Source organism: Hymenobacter duratus (assembly GCF_014698995.1).
Taxonomy (GTDB): Bacteria; Bacteroidota; Bacteroidia; order Cytophagales; family Hymenobacteraceae; genus Hymenobacter; species Hymenobacter duratus.
This window is the reverse complement of record NZ_JACWZZ010000001.1, coordinates 1,740,445-1,759,428: the sequence shown is the minus strand read 5'-3', so window position 1 is coordinate 1,759,428 and position 18,984 is coordinate 1,740,445. Positions and strand designations below refer to the sequence as shown.

The following is an 18,984-nucleotide window of genomic DNA, read 5'->3' as shown; positions in this document are numbered from 1 at the left end:
TCTTCTTTATGGCTGCCCTTAAGCAATGTCGGCTTGGGTGTTGTGTACGGAAAACGTCTAGCCCTGTACCGCTGCCAGGTGGGCATGGTCGCGGATGACCGTGCGCAGAAAGGCCTCGTCGGGTAGCTGCGTCTGGATACCCGTGAGGGTCTTCACTTTTGTGGCCACTTCGTTCAGCAGCATGTAGTTTTCGCGCTCCAGCCCTTTGAACAGCAGCTGGCGAATAGTGGCCACGTCGTGGTCCTGGAGTTGGGCGGCCTGCGGAAATACCACCACATAGTCGGGGGAAGTGAAGGCGGGAGCCAGCGGGCCGCCGCTCTGCCGCTGGCGGGTACTGATGACTGTGGTGCCCGCGGCCAAATCGCCGAGACGCTGACCACGGCCATTCATCAGAATGACTACGATGGCGACCAGTGGCCCCAGCATGGGAATGCTCATGTCCACGATGCGCAGAATCCAGCGCAGCAGGTAGTCGCCGATACTGGGCTTGGTGCCGTCGAGGCGGATTACCTTAATGTCGCGAGCTTTTTTGCCCAGGCTCTGGCCATTGAAAAACACCTCACAGACCAGGTTGTAGAATACATACGGCAGGCCGGCCAGCAATCCGACCAGCACCACCATAGTATCGCCTTTGAGCTGGAGTACCGCAAACAACAGCAGCCACGCCACTGCCCAGGCAATGAGAATCAGATAGTCGATGATGGCGGCCAGCATTCGTTCCCCGATGCTGGCGACTTCGTATTCGAGCGTTACGTTTTGGGTAGTCTGAACGCGGATAGTACTCATGAGCAGGCGACGCGGCCCAGCCGTTGGCCGGAATTTAGGTAGCTGAAAATAGAGGCGGGCCCGGAAAAATTACCCATCTTCGCCCTGTCTGGCAAGGGTGCAAATTACGGGTTCTGCCCGCATTTCAGCCACTTTGCCCGCGTAGCCTCGCCACCAGTATCCGCCGCTATTTCTATCCAGTCAGTTCCGTATGCGCGAAGCGGTATTTCTGCGCCTCAACGAGGCCAAATGGAAGCTCTACGAAAGCCAGCCCCCTACCGGCCCCGATGAGCTGGCGGCCCGCTTCGTGGAGCTGACCGACGATCTGGCCTACGCGCAGACCTTCTACCCCGGCTCGCCCACCACCCGCTACCTCAACGACCTGGCCGCCCGCCAGCATCAGGCTATCTACAAGAACAAAACCGAAAGCACGAGCCGCTTCAGGCAGTTCTGGCAGACGGAGCTGCCGCTGCTCGTTGCGCGTCATCATGCGCCGCTGGTGGTGGCACTGGTGCTGTTTTCGGTGTTCACGCTGCTGGGGGCGCTGTCGGCGGCGTACGACGATACATTTGTGCGGGTGGTGCTGGGTGATGCGTATGTGAACAAGACGCTGGAAAACATTGAGCGCGGCGACCCGATGGCCGTGTACAAAGGCATGAGCGAAACGCCGATGTTTCTAGCCATCACCGTCAACAACATCTACGTGGCGCTGGCAACGTATGCGCTGGGCGCCACGCTGGGCCTGGGCACCGTATGGGCGTTGTTCCGGAACGGGGTGATGCTGGGCTCGTTTCAGTTCTTTTTCTACCAGAAAGGCGTGCTGCTGCCCTCCCTACTCACCATCTGGATACACGGCACGCTGGAAATTTCGGCCATTGTGCTGGCGGGCGGGGCAGGGTTTGTGATGGCCCGCGGCCTGCTGTTTCCGGGCACCTATTCCCGCTCCGAAGCCTTCCGCCAGGCCGCCCGCGACGGCCTCAAACTGGCTATTGGCCTGGTCCCTATCTTTATGGTGGCCGGCTTTCTGGAAGGCTTCGTGACGCGCCATACGGGCATGCCCGTGTGGCTGAGTCTGGCCATTATCGGCTCGTCGGCCGCGTTTATCATCTGGTATTTCATTCTGTACCCACGTCAGCTCGTGGCCCGGCGCGCGCAGTCGGCCGCCAGCACCTCCCCTTCCTCTTTATAAGCAGCCGGCCCGGCCGCGCATCACCCCTCAGGACAGTAGTTATGCAAGCAAAATTTACCCGCGAATCTGACTTTCGCCTGGAGCGGGACTTTGGCGCCAAAATCGGGGCTACGTTTGAGTTTTTGGGGGCACACTGGCGGCCCCTGGGCAAGTGCCTGCTCTACTTCGTGCTGCCGCTGACTCTGGTAATGGGCGTGGCCGTTGGCATATCCCAGAGCCAGATGTGGGGCCAGCTCGACCAGGCATCGGCTACCGCTTCTCCAGCAGATCGTTTTTCTCAACTAAGCCAGTTCAACGGCTTTGGCACGTCTTACTGGCTGGGCATGCTGGCCATGCTGCTGTCTTATGTGGTGCTGGGGGCTACCGTGTACAGCTATGTGCGCGTGCGAATGGCGCTGGAGCCAACCCAGGAAGTTACACCGCAGTTGGTATGGCAGGAAATACGGCGCCACTCGCCGCGCATGCTGCTGTCCACGGTGCTGGTCATCATCATTTCCCTGATAGGATTCGTTCTTCTGTTTATCCCGGGCATTTATCTGGGTGTTGCCCTGAGCCTCGTTTGGGCAATACAGGTATTTGAAGACCAGGGCTCCGATAGTTCTATCAGGCGCAGCCTGAACCTGATGAGTGGCAAATGGTGGTCGACGTTTGGCCTGACCTTCGTGATGTCGCTCATTATCGGTTTGCTGGGCGCCATCCTGCAGGTTCCGCAGTATGTCGCCATCATCGGGAAAGTGATGCACTGGTCCTGGCTGGGGTCTGATGCGCTGATGCTGGCGGCCAATATTGTGGCTTCGGTGGCCAGAATGCTGCTCTACACCCCGCTGCTGCTTGCTATTATGTTTCAGTATTTCAATCTGGTAGAGCGCAAAGAAGGCGTGGGCCTGCGCACGCTCGTGGATAGTCTGGGCACTGGCCCGGCACCGGTGGCCCACAACCACGCCTTCCGCCCCGATGAGGAAGGCGAATATTAGCCGGTTCGGCTTCCTGCCCCTGTTCTTCCGGCTTTTCGCCTGTCTGTAGCTGCTGCCTGTCGTGTCTGTTTCTCTGTTTTTTCGTCAAGGCTGCCTGCTGCTGGTTTTGCTGGCGTTGGCGGCCCCGCCGGTAGCGGCCCAACGCCCCCGCAATGCCGCCGCCACGTATACCCTGCCTCCCGACCAGACTACGCCGGTAAAGCTGCGGCAGCCAGCACCCGAGCGGCTGCGGGCCTTTCGGCAGCAGCGGGAGTTCCAGTATGTGGAGGTGAAGAGCGAGCAAAGCAGCTGGGAATTGCTCTGGCGGCACTTCTGGCAATGGGTTTCTGACCTGCTGGAAACGCGCCCCGGCAAGCTGGTGTGGGAATACGGCATCTACGCCGGGCTGGTAGCCGCCCTGGTGTTTGTGGTGCTGAAGCTGATGCAGGTAGATATTACACGCGCCTTTGGCCGCAGTCCGCGCCCGGGGGCGCTAGCCTACGATGTGCAGGCCGAGGACATTCACGGGCAGGACTTCGATGCCCTGCTGGCCGCAGCAGAAGCAGAAAGCAACTACCGGCTGGCCGTGCGTCTGGGGTATCTGCACGTGCTCAAGCAGCTCGCCGACCAGAACCTCATCCGCTGGCAGCCTGACAAAACCAACCACGACTATCTGTTCGAGCTGCCTGCCGGCCCGCTGCCCGAGGCTTTTCAGGAGCTGACCCGGCAGTTCGACTACGTGTGGTACGGGGAGCTGGACGACATCACGCCCACACACTACGCCCAGGCCCGCGCCACCCGCCTGGCTTTTCAGCAACTACTCCACTCGGGCCGCCGCGCCGCCTGATCTACTTCTGGACCATGACCACTTTCCGTTGGTATCTGCTGGGGTTGGCGCTGCTGTTTGGGGCGTATGTGGCCGTGGAATATTACCGTCCCAAGCCGCTCAACTGGACCCCAACTTTCCAGAACAAGGACAAGATTCCTTACGGCACCTACGTGCTCTACGACGTGCTGCCCGAGGTGCTGGGCGTAGCGAAGCGCGACGTAAAACAGGTGCGCGTACCCATTTATAGCCAGATTGAGGGGGAAGATGAGACAACGGTGTCCCTTGCCGATACTGCTGCCGCCGATACCATGGAGGCGCAGAGCAGCCAGCCCGATACCACCGCCACTGAGCCCGCTACTGCCAGCCCCGGAGAGGTGGCCACCGGCGAGGCCGACTACATGGCGGGTCTGGCCGAATCCGGCTTCCCCAAATCGACCTATCTTTTTGTGGATGATGCCTTTGAGTTAAGCGGGTCCGATTGCCGCTCGCTGCTGCGCCATGTGGCCCGCGGCAACGACGTATTCATTGCCGCTGAGCAGTTTGATGCCCATTTCGCCGATACGCTGGGCTTCCGCACCGCTCCTTTCGTGAGTCGCCCGCGCCTGAAGGGCGCTTCGGCAAATACGCTGCTGAAGGACTCTACCGTGTTTCGGCTTACCAACCCAGCCCTGGCCCGCCAGACCAGGCGCCGGAATTTTAGTCTGCCCGCGCTGGGCACCTCCTACCGCCTGCTGCCCGACAGTGCCATGCCCGCCACCCTGCTTGCCGCCGATACAGCCGGGCGGGCGGTGCTGGTGCGCATGCCGCATGGCCGCGGACATTTCTACCTCTGCACCGTGCCGCTGGCTTTCACCAACTACTTCGTGCTGCAGCCTGCTACCTCTCCCTTTGCTTTTGCGGCGCTTTCGTACCTGCCGGCCGGCCGCACAGTATGGTGGGACGAATATCAGAAACAGGGACGGCATGAAGAACAAACGCTGTTGCGGGTAGTGCTGGCCCACGATGCGCTGCGCTGGGCGTTGTATTTAGTGATGCTTGGGTCGTTGCTGTTCGTGGCGTTTGAGGCCCGGCGGCGGCAGCGTGTCATTCCGGTGCTACGGCCGCTTCCTAATACCACGCTTCTTTTCACGCGCACCATTGCCAGCCTCTACCGGCAGGGCACTAGCCACCTGCCAATTGCTGAGAAAAAGGTCGGGCTGTTTCTGGAGCATTTGCGGACTCGTTTTCATGAGCCCGGCCTCGACCTGAACGACGAATCTGCCCGGGAGCGGCTGGCCCAGAAAGCCGGTGTTCCCCGCCCTGAAGTGGATGCGTTGGTGCGGCGCATCAACTATCTGCTCACGGCTCCACAGGTAACGGACGCAGAACTCCTGGCGCTCAACAAAGCACTGAATGAGTTCCGCAAGATGGCATCTTAAAAAAATTGCACTGAGCACACTAATTGCCTTTTACCGTTTTATAACTATTCCATTTCGGCCCATATGACATTTGAATTTATATTATCGATAAATATTCCTCCGTTCATATGAAATTATTTCAATACATTTTTCCTCTACCTGACACTCACTCTGCTTTCGATTTTCAAGATGGAAAATAATCTGATTCCCGGTATGCCGGCCCCCAACGCCGAGGGCATACAACCTGCGGCGCAACCAAATCATGATGCCCCTGCCGCCGCGCCCTTCACTTCCCGCACTGACCTCAGCCACCTGGCCCGCCACGCCGATGCTATCCGGCAGGAGTTGGGCAAGGTGATAGTCGGCCAGCAGGCGCTGGCGGAGCTGCTGCTCACCGCCATTCTGGCCGATGGGCACGTGCTGCTGGAAGGCGTGCCGGGCGTTGCCAAAACGCTTACCGCCAAGCTGCTTTCCCGCACGCTGGAAGTGCCCTTCAGCCGCCTGCAGTTCACCCCCGACCTGATGCCTTCTGACGTACTGGGCACCTCGGTTTTCCGGCCGAACAAGGCGGAATTCGAGTTTCGGCCCGGTCCTATTTTTGCCAGCGTTGTCCTGATTGATGAAATCAACCGGGCCCCGGCCAAGACGCAGTCGGCGCTGTTTGAGGTGATGGAGGAGCGGCAGGTAACGCAGGATGGCACCCGCTACACCGTGCCGGAGCCGTTCATGGTGCTGGCCACCCAGAACCCGATTGAGCAGGAAGGCACCTACCGCCTCCCGGAGGCCCAACTCGACCGGTTTCTGTTCAAGCTGAACGTGGGCTACCCAACCGTAGAAGAGGAAATAGCCATTCTGCAGGGCCACCACACCGGCTTTGGCGGCACACCGCTGGAGGCAGTGCGCGCCGTACTCACGGCCACCGACCTGAAGGGCCTGCGCGAACAGGTGCGCCGCCAGCACGTGGAGCCCAAGCTGCTCGAATATATTGCCCGCGTGGTAGGCCAGACCCGTGCCCACAAAGGCCTGTATCTGGGCGCTTCACCGAGGGCCTCGCTGGCGCTGCTCAATGGGGCCAAAGCCCTGGCTGCCCTGCGCGGCCGCGACTTCGTGACGCCCGAAGACATTCAGTACCTGGCCGCGCCGGTGCTGCGCCACCGCATTCAGCTCACGCCGGAGCGCGAAATGGAAGGCCACACCGCCGACGACATTGTGAAGCAGATTCTGCAGCAGATTGAGGTTCCCCGGTAGCGTACATGCATGCAACTGACCGTCATGCTGAGCGAAGCCGAAGCATCTCTACCTCTGGCTAATCAATTACCATTACAACGAAGCGGTAGAGAAGCTTCGGCTTCGCTCAGCATGACGGTCTGTCAATTCTATTCCTCATCTTGAAATCCTTCTTCCTTACCCGCCGCTTCTTTCTGCTCCTCACCGTCCTGACTCTGGGACTGGTGGTGGCGTTCTTTCTGCCGGGCTGGCTGGCACCGGTGCAGGTGGCGCTGGGGCTGCTGGCGGCGCTGGCCGGGCTGGATGTGCTGCTACTGTATGCGCCGGCGCAAAATGGTGTGGCCGGGCACGTGTTCGGGCGGCGCGTACTCGGCGACAAGCTCGCCAACGGCTCCGACAACGACGTCAGCATCTACCTCGAAAACCACTACCGCTTTCCGGTCCATACCGAAACCATTGATGAGATACCGCACCAGTTTCAGCGACGCGACGTGCTGTTTCGGGCCTCCATTGCCGCTGGCGAGACGCATATAATCCGCTACCAGCTGCGGCCGGTGAAGCGGGGCGAGTATGAGTTTGGGGCCGTGAACGTATACGTTGCGTCGCCGCTGGGACTAGCGCGGCGGCGGTTTCGGTTTGATGCCGCTCGTACGGTGCCCGTATATCCGTCGTTTCTGCAGATGCGGCAGTATGAGCTGCTGGCTATCAGCAACCGCCTGACGGAAGTGGGCGTCAAACGTATCCGGCGGGTGGGCCACAGTCTGGAATTTGAGCAGATTCGGCCGTATGTGGCCGGCGACGACACGCGCGCCATCAACTGGAAAGCCACGGCCCGCCGCGCTACCACCGGCTATGCCGCCGATGCACTGGTCGTCAACCACTACCAGGACGAGCGCGCCCAGCAGGTATACTGCCTCATTGATAAAGGCCGGGTGATGCGGATGCCGTTTGAGGGCCTCAGCCTGCTCGATTACGCCATCAATGCCACGCTGGTAGTGAGCAACATTGCCATTCTGAAGCACGACAAGGCCGGCCTGATTACGTTTTCGCACCAACCCGGCACCGTGCTGCCTGCCGACCGACGCGGCGGCCACATGCGCAAGTTGCTGGAAGTGCTCTACCGCCAGCGCACCAAGTACCTTGAAACCGACTATGAGCGGCTCTATATCAGTGTCCGGAATAACATCCGGCAGCGCAGCCTGCTGATTCTATTTACCAATTTCGAGACACTTAGCGGTATGCAGCGCCAGCTGCCCTACCTACGGCGCATGGCCAAAGACCACCTGCTACTGGTGGTCTTCTTCGAAAATACGGAGCTGCGCGCGTTTCTGGACGCTCCCGCCGAAACCACGCAGGACGTCTACAACCAGACCATTGCCGAGAAATTCGCGCAGGAAAAGCGTCAGATTGTGCGGGAGCTGAACCGCTACGGCATTCACGCCCTGCTCACGGCGCCTCAGCACCTGACGGTGAATACCATCAACAAATACCTGGAATTCAAGTCCCGCGGCTTGATCTGAGCTCGCACAGAGCTTACTTCTCTGCCCGATATAGCACTTATCAATCGTCGAAAGCGTGCTGCTGAGCGTTGCTTGGGAGCAGGTTGGCTTGCTGTCGAGTAGCAGCGCGGTTTCGGGCGGCACCGGGTAGCGGCACCGTATGTGGCCGGGGTACTTGCGCGGGTTATGGCACTGGCTATCAGCAGGCAGTGGCCGCCGAGCATGGCCACCTGCGTCGGCCCGAAGCGGTTGGCGCAGCCTGCCCCCTGCCTCCGGCACGAATGCTGCTTGATGCCCCCCGATGCGCTGTGCCGTATCTTTCGCCTCCACCCCACCCTACCCGCGTATGCGTTTTCGCTTTTCTGCTGCCCTGTTTCTGCTGTGGCTTTGCACCACTGCGGCGGTTGCTCAATCGGCCCCGGCCACCCGCCACCTGATGCCGGTCCCGACTTCGGTGCGCTGGGGTACGGGCAGTCTGAGCTGGAAGCTGATGCTGAAACCGGAGCTGCAGGGCCCGCTCGATGCCGACCTGACAGCCGCCGTGCTGCGCACGCTCGTGCGGTTGCACCGCAACGTGGGCAGCGGTGTGGCACCAGCCGGCGCCGTGCCGCTGCAAATCCGGTACGGTAGCATCGGGAAGCCGGAAAACGGGGATGAGGAGCGGTACAGTCTGCGCGTCACGCCCACGGGCGTATTGATTGATGCGCCCACCAGCCTGGGCGTGCTGCACGCGCTGGCTACGCTGGAACAATTGCCGCAGCCTGAAGGCCGCCATTCAGTGCTCCCCGAAGTCGATATTCAGGACCAGCCGCGCTTCGCGTGGCGCGGGCTGCTGATTGACGCGTCCCGTCACTTTATGCCGGTATCCGTGATTAAGCGCAATCTGGACGCTATGGCCGCCGTGAAGCTGAACGTGTTTCACTGGCACCTCTCCGACGACCAGGGTTTTCGGGTGGAAAGCAAGGTGCTACCGCGCCTGCACGAAGTGAGCGGCCAGCACTACACACAGCAGCAGGTGCGCGACGTGCTGCGCTACGCCGCCGCCCGCGGCATCCGGGTGCTGCCCGAGTTCGATGTGCCCAGCCACACTATTGCCTGGATGGCTGCTTATCCGCAGCTGGCTTCCAACGACTCCATCTACGGCGTGTACCAGAGCTGGCGCACCGCCAACATGGCCATCGACCCCACCAAGGAAAGCACCTACGAGCTGCTGGACACGCTTTTTGCGGAAATGACGGCCCTGTTCCCCGACCCTTACTTCCACATCGGTGGCGACGAGAACGACGGGCGGCAGTGGCGCAAAAGCCCGCGCATCATGCAGTTTGCCCGCGAAAAAGGATACCTGAAAGCCGATGGCAAAACCCTCGACAAGCACGCGCTGCAGACCTACTTCAACCGCCGGGTGCTGACCATCGTCACGAAGTACAACAAGAAGATGGTGGGCTGGGACGAAATTCTGGGCCCCGGCCTGCCCCAAAACGCCGTGATTCAGAGCTGGCGGGGCAAAAAGGGCCTGTATGATGCCGCCAAGGCTGGCAACCCCGCCATTCTGTCCAGCGGCTACTACCTCGACCTGTACCTGACGGCCGCCAGCAGCTACACCACCGACCCGCTGCCCGCCGACGCGCCCCTTACTCCGGAGCAGCAGAAGCTGATTCTGGGCGGCGAGGCGACCATGTGGGCCGAGTTTGCCGACAGTGTCATCGTGGATTCGCGCATCTGGCCCCGCGCTGCGGCTGTGGCCGAGCGGCTGTGGTCGGCGCGCACGGTTACGGATGTGCCGGACATGTACCGCCGCCTCGCCGCCGTTGCCGGGCAGCTGGAAGGGCTGGGCCTGCAGCACCGCAAGGCCCCGGCACAGCTGCTGCGCCAGATGGCTGGCCCCGACCCGGCCGCACTAGCTCCCTTGCGCAACCTGGCCGACGTGCTGGAACCCGTGAAGGAATATAAGCGCCACTTCCAGGGTTTTACCTACACGCCCCAGACCCCGCTTACCCGCCTCGTGGATGCGGCCCCGGCCGAATCGGATGGGGCGCGGCAGTTTGGCTGGCACGTCGATTCGCTGCTGGCGGCCCGCCCGGCCAAAACCGCGGCGCTACCACGCACGGCTGCTACCCGCGCGCGCCTCAAAGTCCTGCGTGAGCAGCTCACGCTCTGGCAAACCAACGACACCCGCCTGCAGCCGCTGCTTACCACTTCGGCTCCACTTACAGAATACGCGCCGCTTTCCACGCAGCTGCGCCTGCTGGCTACGCTGGGCCTGGAGCGCCTCACGCAGCTGGAGCGCGGCACGGCTCCTTCGGCCGCATGGTTGGCTGCTGCCAAAAAGCAGCTGGAAGCCGCCAAAGCACCCGCCGGGCAGACGGAACTAGCCGTAGTAGCCGGGTTCGGGAAACTGCTGCAGTAGGCTGCCTCTGGTACCACAATAAGTGCGGCACGCATTACTGGCGGGCTGTTTATTGTGTAGCTAACTGCTCGGCTTGGAGGTAGCGCTCCAGTGCCGCAATGGTGGCTACCGGGGCATTTAGGTGAGGGTAGTGCCCGGTAGTGTCGAGGATGCTGAGGGTGCTGCCCGATAGATGTGCGTGCAGGTAGTGGCCCACCACCGACGGGGCCACCGAATCGTGGGCGCACTGCACAACCAGCGCGGGCACCTGCAGCTTGGCCAGCTCGCCCCGGTAGTCAGATAGGAAGGTGGCGCGGGCAAACTGGCGGGCCACGGCCGGATCTACCTGCGAGAAGCTGGCCAGCACCTCATCGAGCAGCTCCGGGCGCATATCGCTGCCCACAATGGACGGCACCATGGCGCTGGACCAGTTGAGGTAGTCGCGGTCCATAAAGCCGAGCAGCTCTTCCAGATCCTCGGGCTCAAACCCGCCGATGTAGTCGCCGTCGTTGAGGTAGCACGGTGAAGCGGCTAGCAGCACCAGCCGCTCGAACAGCTCCGGCTCCCGGATGGCGGCCAGCACCCCAATCATGCCGCTCACCGAATGCCCGACGTACACCACTTTGGGCAGTTGCAGTTCCCGCAATAGGTCCAGCAAATCTGTGACATAGCCATCAAGGGTGCGGTAGCGCGTGAAGTCGTAGGCGGCTTTGTCGGAGCGGCCGGCTCCTACCAGGTCGAAGAGCACCACCCGGTAGTCGGCGGCGAAGGCCGGCGCCACATAGTTCCACGCCAGTTGATCGGTGCCAAAACCATGAGCGAATACTAGTGGCTGTGTACCAGCACCGTAGGTAGATACATGATGACGAAGGATAACATCCATAGTGGTAGCGTGCTGAATAGTCCTTTTTCCTCCTTTGAGCTGCAGGCTTGACCAGTAGCAAGTCAGGCGGTTAAAAGCCCACGGTGTATACGGTTAGGCGGTAGGCAATCTAAAATTGACGAGTTTATGCACTACACCAAAATTTTTCCCAACACAGCACGGCTTTCCCATTTTGGGTCTACTTGGTTAGCCTGACTGGATTACAGCATACAGAGTGTACAAAACAGGCAGCCGGACTACCTGAGTTGCCAGGGCAACCACCTCGCCCTAAAACAGCACCGAAACCTGCATGCGGCCGGTGTGCACTACGTTCAGGCCGTTGGCTTTGCGGCCGTCGTAGCTGAGGGTGAGGTTGAGGCCGTTGCTGAGGCGCTGCTCGGCGTTCAGGTTCCAGGTGAAGTTGGAGCCGGGGCGTAGCGCATTCAGGATTTCCAGGCCCACCACCGAGTCTTGGTTGCCGTCGAAGGCGATGCGCACGTAGCGCGTGGTGGCCGTGATAGTGCGCTTGCTGACCTGGCTGATGCGCGTTTCCAGCCCCAGCTCGTCAAACACGCCGCGGGCCTCGTTTTCGGCGTTGATGGGCGTTAGGTTGTTTTTGTCGGTGCGCAGGTAGGTGCCCGTAAAGCGGAGCGTGCCGCTGGGCTGGTAGCTGATTTCGGGAGCCACCTCGTACACCAGCACTCGGTAGTTGCGGTTGGCGAGGTAGTCGGAGTTATTCTGCCGGATGCTGCGCGAGGTGGTGAGGCGCCCCGTAAACGACTGCGCCAGCGTGCGGCGCAGCAGCAGGCTCTGGGCCGCCAGGTTGCGGATATCGGAGCCCTGCGTGAGCAGCACCTTCTGCTGGCTCTGCTGCACAGTCAGTTCGGCTCCGAAAATGGGGTTGGAGCGGTTGAAGTACACCGTATTGCGCAGCAGCTTATTGAGGCTGAGCAGCAGCGAGTCTTCGGTCTGGAACGCAAACGGGTTCAGGCGGGCTGAAAGGCTGTTGTCGATGGTGCGGCTATCGAGCGTGATGCTGCTGATGGCCGAGAAGCGGGCCGCCGCCGCGCGCCAGCCACCGGCGTCGCGCCAGGTGCGCGGGGCGTTGGTAGTGAGGCGGTAGCTGAACCGGTTGCTATAGGCAATCAGGTAGTCGTCGGTGGGCAGATAGACTTTGATGTGGGTGCGGTACACGGCATCCGATGTAGGCGCCTCCAGGAACTCGTCCCGGTCCTGGATGCCGTTGAAGGGCGGCGCGTCGCCGCCGTAGTAGTGCGTGCCCTGCCCGTTGGCCACCGTGATAAACGAGTAGTCGCGCTTCAGCTCCCGGCCTGTCGCCACGGAGTAGCTCAGCTCCGACCGAATCTGGTTTTGCAGGAAGCTGGCGTTCCAGTCCAGCTTGGTCAGCACGGTGCGCTGGCGGGCACTGTCGCGGGCGGCCAGGTCGCGGTAGGTAGCCAGCACGGCCAGGTCCTGGTTTTTGCCGAGGCGCGTAGTCAGCGTGCCCTGCCAGGTCTGGGCCGTGCTGCGCCGCTGAATTTCAGTTTGTTCGGCGTTAGGCGTCTGGTCGCGGCGGTAGGTGTAGTCGGCCCGGAAACGGGTGCGCGCCGAGTCCTGGCTCTGGAAGAACACGTTGTGCTCGTCGAAGTAGTTGGCCGATGTAATGGAGTCGCCGGAAGGCAGCGCCACGCGGTTTTTGTCGAAGCGGTAGGCGTAGCCCGGCACCACAGACCCGGCCACGTAGCGCGCCGCCGCCTCGCCCCTCGCCCATCTGGATTCCTTGTTGCCGGCCTTCGAATCGAGCAGAAACAAACTGCCACGCAGCTGCACGTCCCCGATTTGCCGGGCCGCATCCAGCCAGTGCTGCAGCCCACTCACCTCCCCCGACCGGAAGCGGCGGCTGAGGCGGTAGTTTACGGCGTTGTTCTCGTCTTTGGCCGCGCCTACGGCAAAGTTGAGGATATTGTCGGCGTGGGCTTCGCGACGAGCGGCGTTGCCCTGCACGGTGCTGGTGGTGCTCCAGTTGCGGTCAAACTCAATGTCCCGGAATCGGTCGACGGGCGCGAAGGCGCGGCTGGTGTACTCGTAATCGAGGGCGCTGCGGAAGCGGTAGTCCTTCAGAAAACCCAGGCCCGGCAGACGGCGGTCCTGCACCACGTAACCCACGCGCATGGCCCGGCCCTTGTCGGAAGAAGGCGAAAACCGGTTCAGGTCCAGGTCCGACACGGCCAGGTCCACGAATACGGACGTGGTAGAGTCTACCTGAAAGCTGGCCCCGGCCGACACAATCTGCTTCTGCAGCGGCGCGGGCAGCAGCCGGATGGGCGCATACCGCCCCCGCTGCACCCCATTCAGCGGCTCGACGTACTCGTACACCCGGCCATTGGCGCTGGGATAGGTTGTGCTCAGGTTATAGTCGCCTTTGCCGGCTCCCACGTCCGTAAACCGCACGTTGAACACGTCCCGCGTGGAATCGGGCGGGTATGTGAATACGTCCACGGGCAGGCCGTTCACGGTGCGGGTTTCGCGGTTGTAGAGTACCTGATTGCGGGTGTACTGCACGCGCTGGCCGCCGGGCGTAGCGGCCTGGGCCACGTTGCCGGGCAAGTCGCGTAGGGCTATTCGGTCGAGGCTGTCGAGCAGCAGGTTGGGCGAGTTGTCGGGGTTGTCGGCTTCGCGGTAGAAGTTGCCGTGCACCGCCAGCCGGCCCACCTGCTGGTAGTGGCTCAGGTGGTAGAGCGAGCGGGCGTAGTTGAAGTCGGAATACTCGAAATCAATCTTGATGCGCGAGTTGCGGGTGATGAGGTGCTGCGGCGAAAACGTCACCTCGGCCTGGTTGTAGTCGATGACGTAGTCGTTATCGAAGCCGCGCGTCATCAGCCGCCCATCCAAATACACCCGCTCGGAGTTGGCCAGCACGATGATGAACTGCTCGCCGTTGGGCCCGCGCAGCCGGTACGGCCCCTGCACGTTCTCAATGGGCGCCACATCAATACTGGCAAACTTGCCCTTGGCCACGCCGCCCGCCACCGTCGTAGACGAGCGAATCGGCCCGAACCGCCCCTTTTCCTCCGCGGAAATAGTGCCAGAAGTGCCCGGCGGAAACGGGGAACCCGACGCCGCGGGCGGCGCCACGCTGCCCGGCGCGGTAGACTGTGTGGGCGGCTGGCCGCCGTTGGTGATGGTAGTGGTGGTGTACGTGCCCGGATTGACGCCAGGGTAGCTGGGCAGCGGCGTGAGCTGGGGCGTGCTGAAGCCGCTGAGGCCACCCGGCGTCTGGCCCAGGTTCACTTCCAGCGCCGCGCCCTGCACGTTTTTGTAGAAGCGCAGGAAGTAGTCGGGCTTGTTGCGCAGCACCACGTCGCCGGCCGTCAGGTTCCAGCGCGGGCTGGTCAGCGTGATGTAAATCCGGTCGAATTCCTGCAGCTGCTGGGTGTTGCCCTCGGGCTGAAACGGCACGCTCTGGTCGCTGATGGCGGCCGTAAGGTTGATGTTGTCGGTGAGGCGGCCTTCGAGCTGTAGGTTGAGCGAGGAGTTGACAAACACGTTCTGGGCGTTGCCGAAACTGATGCCGCGGGCCAGATTACCGGTTTTGTTGATGCCCGGCGTGCTCAGAATCTGCTCCTTCACCGCAAAATCCTCCTGCCCGAAGCGGCGCTGCGGAAAGTCGGTACTATCGAGCAGGCGACGCGGGCGCCGAAACACCGGCGCGGCCAGCCGTAGCGGCAGCACCCGGTAGCACACTAATACTGAGTCAAGGCCGGGCACTACGATGTCGGGCTGACCAGGCTCGGGGCTGGGCAGGCGGCGGCCCGGCTGCACCAGCCGGTACCGGTCGGTGCGGCTGTCGTAGCTAATGGAGCGGCCCTGCGTGCTGACCGAGGAAGGCACTACGGTCAGCGTATCGTTCAGCGCAAAATCGGTGGTGTCGCGGCCCGGCGTAAGACGCACCCATACGCAGCGGCGCGTCTTGGGCGGGGTTTCTGCACGTTGCTGCGCCCACGCTCCGGCCCACGCCAGCACACACACCAGCAGCAAGCCAAAGCGCAGAAAGCGGTGCGGAAAGCTGCTGATCATTGAAAGTCTTTATACCCGGAAGGTTGCCCGGCTCCACAACGTAAGAAGCGGCGCAATTCGTGCCGCCAAAAGTACCGCTCTGCTTCGGCTTGACCCCGCAGCTTAGCCAGCCAGCGGCAGCTCGATGTAGAAAGTGGTGCCGGTGCCTTCCTCAGTTTCAAACCAGATGCTGCCGCCGGCGCTTTCGATGCCGCGCTTAGCCACGGCTAGCCCAATACCAGAGCCGGTAGCTTTGGTGGTGAAGTTGGGCACAAACACCTTCTCCCGCACTTCCTCCGCAATGCCGGCCCCGTTGTCCTGGATGCTGATACGCACCCGCCCTTCGGGCCGGATTTCCAGCTGCGCCTCAATCTCCGCCCCCCGCCCTTCCGGCACCGACTGCAGCGCATTGATGAGCAGGTTGTTGAAGGTGCGCACCAGTAGACTTTCGTCGGCAAAGACGGTGGCGGGCGTTTCTTCCGCCGGCAGCTGCAGCCGGATACGGGCGTCCTGGCGGCTGCCCTGGTGCAGCTCCACGCAGCGGCGCAGTACCTGGGCCACATCCAGCCGCTCGGGGCGCATGGCGGGCAGGTTGGTGAAGTTACTGAATGAGGTGGCAATGTCGGTCAGCACGTCAATCTGGGTGATAAGTGTCTGCGACACTTTGCCAATCAGCTCCTGAATGTTGGGCCGGTTGTCCTGGATGGCGCGCTGCAGAAACTGCAGGCTCAGCTTCATGGGCGTCAGCGGGTTCTTGATTTCGTGGGCCACCTGCCGGGCCATTTCGCGCCAGGCGGCTTCTTTTTCCTGCGCCGCCAGTTCCTGTTTGCTTTCCTCCAGCTTCAGCAGCATGGCATTGTACTCGCGCACCAGCAGCCCGATTTCGTCATTCGACTGATAGTCGAGCATTTCATTCTGGCCCGTGAGAGTGGTCTGCTTGAGCTTTTCGGTGAGCAGCTTCAGCGGATCGGTCAGCACCCGGGAGGCCACGAAGGTGAGAATCAGGAAGAAGATGAACATCACCGTGAAGATGTTCACCAAGGTCGAAATCAGCTCAATCAGCTTGTTATCCAGCTCTTTCTCTGAATCGAAGAACGGAATACCGACGTAGCCCAGCACCCGGCCCGCCTGTCCGGCCTCTGCCTCCGGGGCGCGCAACGGCAGATACAGCGCATTGAACGAGAGCGAGCCGGCCCGCTCAGTTAGCAGCACGCGCGGCTGCGTATGCTCCTTCAGCGCCGCCACGGCCTGCGGGTTCATCAGGGTACCCAGCAACCCCGACTCGAAGATGATGGGCTGGCTGCTGACCAGCAATTCGCCGCTGGCATCGTAGAGGTTAAGGTCGGTTTCGGTGAGCGAGGATACGTTATCGGCTAGCTCGAACAGCGCGGCGCGCCCCATGGAGTCGGCGAGCAGGGCGCGGTTTTGCAGCAGATTTTCCTGCACGGCCCGCCCGCGCCGCTCATAGGTGCGGCGCAGGTCGCGCTTGTACGACGACGTCACCTGGCTGGCCGTGGCAATGCTTACAATCACCAGCGGCACCAGAATGCCAAAGTTGAGGAAGAGCTGGATTTTGGTGCTGAAGTTGGTGCGGAATATCTCCAGATACTCGCCGCGCACCAGCAGGTACAGCCCGATGCTGAGCAGCCAGAAAAACGTGTGCAGCAGAAACAGGAACGAGAAATTGGCCAGCCAGTCGGTGAAGCTGTAGTTGTCCGTCGTCACCACCACGGTGCGGTGCTGGGCTTCGTCGCGCACGGCCAGGTGGTGGTAGCGCCCCGCCACCAACCCGGTACGGTAGAGGCGCGGGTCGTTGTACTGGTGCGGCAACAGGCGGTTCACGTAGTCGAAGTCGCCCTCATTGTACACCAGCCGGTCTTTTTCGAAACCCGCGTAACTCAGTTCGGCCCCCAGGCCCGGCTGGAAGAACTTCTGGTCGATGAGCAGTTCGGGCACTACGCTGTAGTTGGTCAGCTTCTTGAGTGTGAGCTCCAGCAGCACGGTGCTGGAGCCGCTGACTGGCGCCGGCACGGCCACAAAATCGACGTAACGCCGGGTGCTGAACGAGTTGCTGCCGCGTACCAGAAACAGATTGAGCTGGTCGGTACGGGTCGCATTCTTCAGCAACCGGCTGCGCGCATCCGACAACGATTCGGCCCCCGGTCCGGCGCCCAAGGGGCGGCCGGCCGGGTCGAAAAGCGAAACCGCTATTTCGTATTTGTCGAAGTAGTCGCGCAGGTAGTGCTTGACTATCTTCTGGCGTACCACTTCCGAACTGGCGAACGGGCTGGCCAGCAGCGTCCGGATGAGCGGGTCGGCGGCCATTTCGCGGGTGCGTTCCGTTAGCAGAAATTCCCCCTGCAGGTCGTTGTCCACGAGTAGGTTTCCGGCAAGAGTCTGCTTATTGATGACCAGCTGCCGGTCGAAGTGCTCGAACAAGGCCAGGGCCCCAACCGCCGAACTGATACCCAGCATCAGAAAAATGAACAGGTATACCTGATACGGCACCACCGCCGCCACGCGCCGCAGCCCCATCAGGCGCAGCAGTAGCAGAAACCACAGCGTGATGCCCACCAGCAGCACGTGCACCTGGCCCAGCGCAATACCAATCGGCAGGAAAAGCAGAGCGCTCAGGCCCAGTCCGAAGATGCTGCCCCGCTTGGTTTCGGGCAGCACCGCCGCGCTAAACAGTTGCGCCAGCATGTAAAACCCTACCAGGTAGGAGCCCGTGTGCAGCACAATAGCGAGGCACAACAGCAGCTTAAACCCCGACACTGAGATATCCTGAGTGATATCGAGGATGATCTGGGAGTTATTGAAACTATTGGAATAGAACTGAAACAACAGTTCCAGCAGCAGAAAAAACAACACGCCCGCTACTGTTGCTACCGCTGTGCGCTGCCCCGAACTCCGGAGCCGCTCCACCCACCGCATGGGATTGTAGCGCCGGAACAGCAGCTGGGCATAATACGCCCCTACAGCCAGCAGCAGGGCGTTGATGAATAAGTCGCCGAGAGAAGGTGAAAGCCACGAGGCCGCATATACCCGCGGATCGAACAACGGCAGTTCTATAAAGGAAAATGGCAGCCCGAAGTGCAGCAGCACTGCCCGCAGCAGCACCAGCGGCAGCAACAGCACTGCCGCGCCAGCCAGCACGCTGTTGGCGCGGGCCAATTGCCACGCCCAGAGCAGCCAGCACCCCAGATAAAATCCGAACCCGAGCATCATCAGGGCCATGGGCAGGCGCTTGCCGGTAGCGGGGTTAAGCTGCAGGCTTTCCAGCGAAAACAGGTAGCTCCCCTCGTCAGAGTAGAACTTCGGGCGGTCGGGCCGTTGTCTGCCGGTCACCAGCCGCACATTCAGCCCCCGGAACAGCGCCTTTTCTGAGCCGTCGCGCAGGTAGCGGTTGCTGATACCATAGCCTTTTTCCAGAGGCACATAAGTCAGCACTACGTAAGGCCCGGCAGCGTGCCGCAGGGCAATGTAGTGCCCGAACTGCATGGTCACCAGCTTTTCCGTGAAGGACTGCCCTACGTGCTCCGGCTCGGGACGGGTAGTGTGGTCTGACCAGTAGAGCAGCTGCTCGTTTCGGTACACGAAGCAGGGATACGTCGTCTGGCTAACCAGCCTGCCGAAATTCAGTTCGCCGCGCTGCGCCTCCGCCGTTATTTCAGCGGCTTCCTGTTCGGCCGTTAGCTCGGCAGTGCGCAACAGCTTTTGCAGCCGGTCGGCGTCGGTGCGCAACAGTACGCCGGGCGCCTGGCCGTAGCGGTTGCTCAGGTAAGCTCCCGCAAAGCATAGTAGAGCAGCCAGCAACAATA

Annotated in this window: 11 protein-coding genes; 7 read left to right on the top strand and 4 right to left on the bottom strand. The window is 61.6% G+C overall.

The features are described 5' to 3' along the window. Positions 1 to 57 precede the first annotated feature (57 nt). The gene (locus IC231_RS07300) at positions 58 to 786 is read right to left on the bottom strand and encodes an RDD family protein (protein ID WP_190783825.1); all 729 of its coding nucleotides are present in this window, start codon (positions 784 to 786) and stop codon (positions 58 to 60) included. Between the two features lie 190 nt (positions 787 to 976). On the opposite strand from IC231_RS07300, the gene IC231_RS07295 reads away from it, so the two are divergent. From IC231_RS07295 to IC231_RS07265, 7 genes are all read left to right on the top strand, one after another. Continuing rightward, complete coding sequence (locus IC231_RS07295) at positions 977 to 1,954, top strand: stage II sporulation protein M (RefSeq protein ID WP_190783824.1); 978 nt, start codon at positions 977 to 979, stop codon at positions 1,952 to 1,954. Between the two features lie 41 nt (positions 1,955 to 1,995). After that, complete coding sequence (locus tag IC231_RS07290; protein ID WP_190783823.1) at positions 1,996 to 2,928, top strand: hypothetical protein; 933 nt, start codon at positions 1,996 to 1,998, stop codon at positions 2,926 to 2,928. A gap of 61 nt (positions 2,929 to 2,989) precedes the next feature. Beyond that, positions 2,990 to 3,754: a DUF4129 domain-containing protein gene (locus tag IC231_RS20320; RefSeq protein ID WP_190783822.1), complete on the top strand. Its 765-nt coding sequence runs from the start codon at positions 2,990 to 2,992 to the stop codon at positions 3,752 to 3,754. Between the two features lie 14 nt (positions 3,755 to 3,768). Next, positions 3,769 to 5,154, top strand: coding sequence for a DUF4350 domain-containing protein (locus tag IC231_RS07280; protein WP_190783821.1), 1,386 nt, complete (start codon positions 3,769 to 3,771; stop codon positions 5,152 to 5,154). Positions 5,155 to 5,322: 168 nt separating this feature from the next. Further along, positions 5,323 to 6,381 carry an AAA family ATPase gene (locus IC231_RS07275; RefSeq protein WP_223831328.1) on the top strand — a complete coding sequence of 353 codons (1,059 nt, stop codon included), beginning with the start codon at positions 5,323 to 5,325 and terminating at the stop codon, positions 6,379 to 6,381. A 137-nt stretch (positions 6,382 to 6,518) separates the two neighbouring features. After that, a complete protein-coding gene (locus IC231_RS07270) occupies positions 6,519 to 7,880 on the top strand; it encodes a DUF58 domain-containing protein (protein WP_190784012.1) in 1,362 nt (453 codons plus the stop codon). Positions 7,881 to 8,205: 325 nt separating this feature from the next. Then, positions 8,206 to 10,266 (top strand): beta-N-acetylhexosaminidase, encoded by a 2,061-nt coding sequence (locus tag IC231_RS07265; protein ID WP_190783820.1) that lies wholly within the window; start codon positions 8,206 to 8,208, stop codon positions 10,264 to 10,266. A gap of 49 nt (positions 10,267 to 10,315) precedes the next feature. On the opposite strand, the gene IC231_RS07260 is transcribed toward IC231_RS07265, so the two are convergent. The 3 genes from IC231_RS07260 to IC231_RS07250 form a co-directional block, all read right to left on the bottom strand. Next, the gene (locus IC231_RS07260) at positions 10,316 to 11,128 is read right to left on the bottom strand and encodes an alpha/beta fold hydrolase (protein WP_190783819.1); all 813 of its coding nucleotides are present in this window, start codon (positions 11,126 to 11,128) and stop codon (positions 10,316 to 10,318) included. A 267-nt stretch (positions 11,129 to 11,395) separates the two neighbouring features. After that, on the bottom strand, positions 11,396 to 15,184 hold the full coding sequence (locus IC231_RS07255; protein ID WP_190783818.1) for a hypothetical protein: 3,789 nt from the start codon (positions 15,182 to 15,184) through the stop codon (positions 11,396 to 11,398). Positions 15,185 to 15,286: 102 nt separating this feature from the next. Then, positions 15,287 to 18,979 (bottom strand): sensor histidine kinase, encoded by a 3,693-nt coding sequence (locus IC231_RS07250; RefSeq protein WP_190783817.1) that lies wholly within the window; start codon positions 18,977 to 18,979, stop codon positions 15,287 to 15,289. Between the last annotated feature and the right edge of the window lie 5 nt (positions 18,980 to 18,984).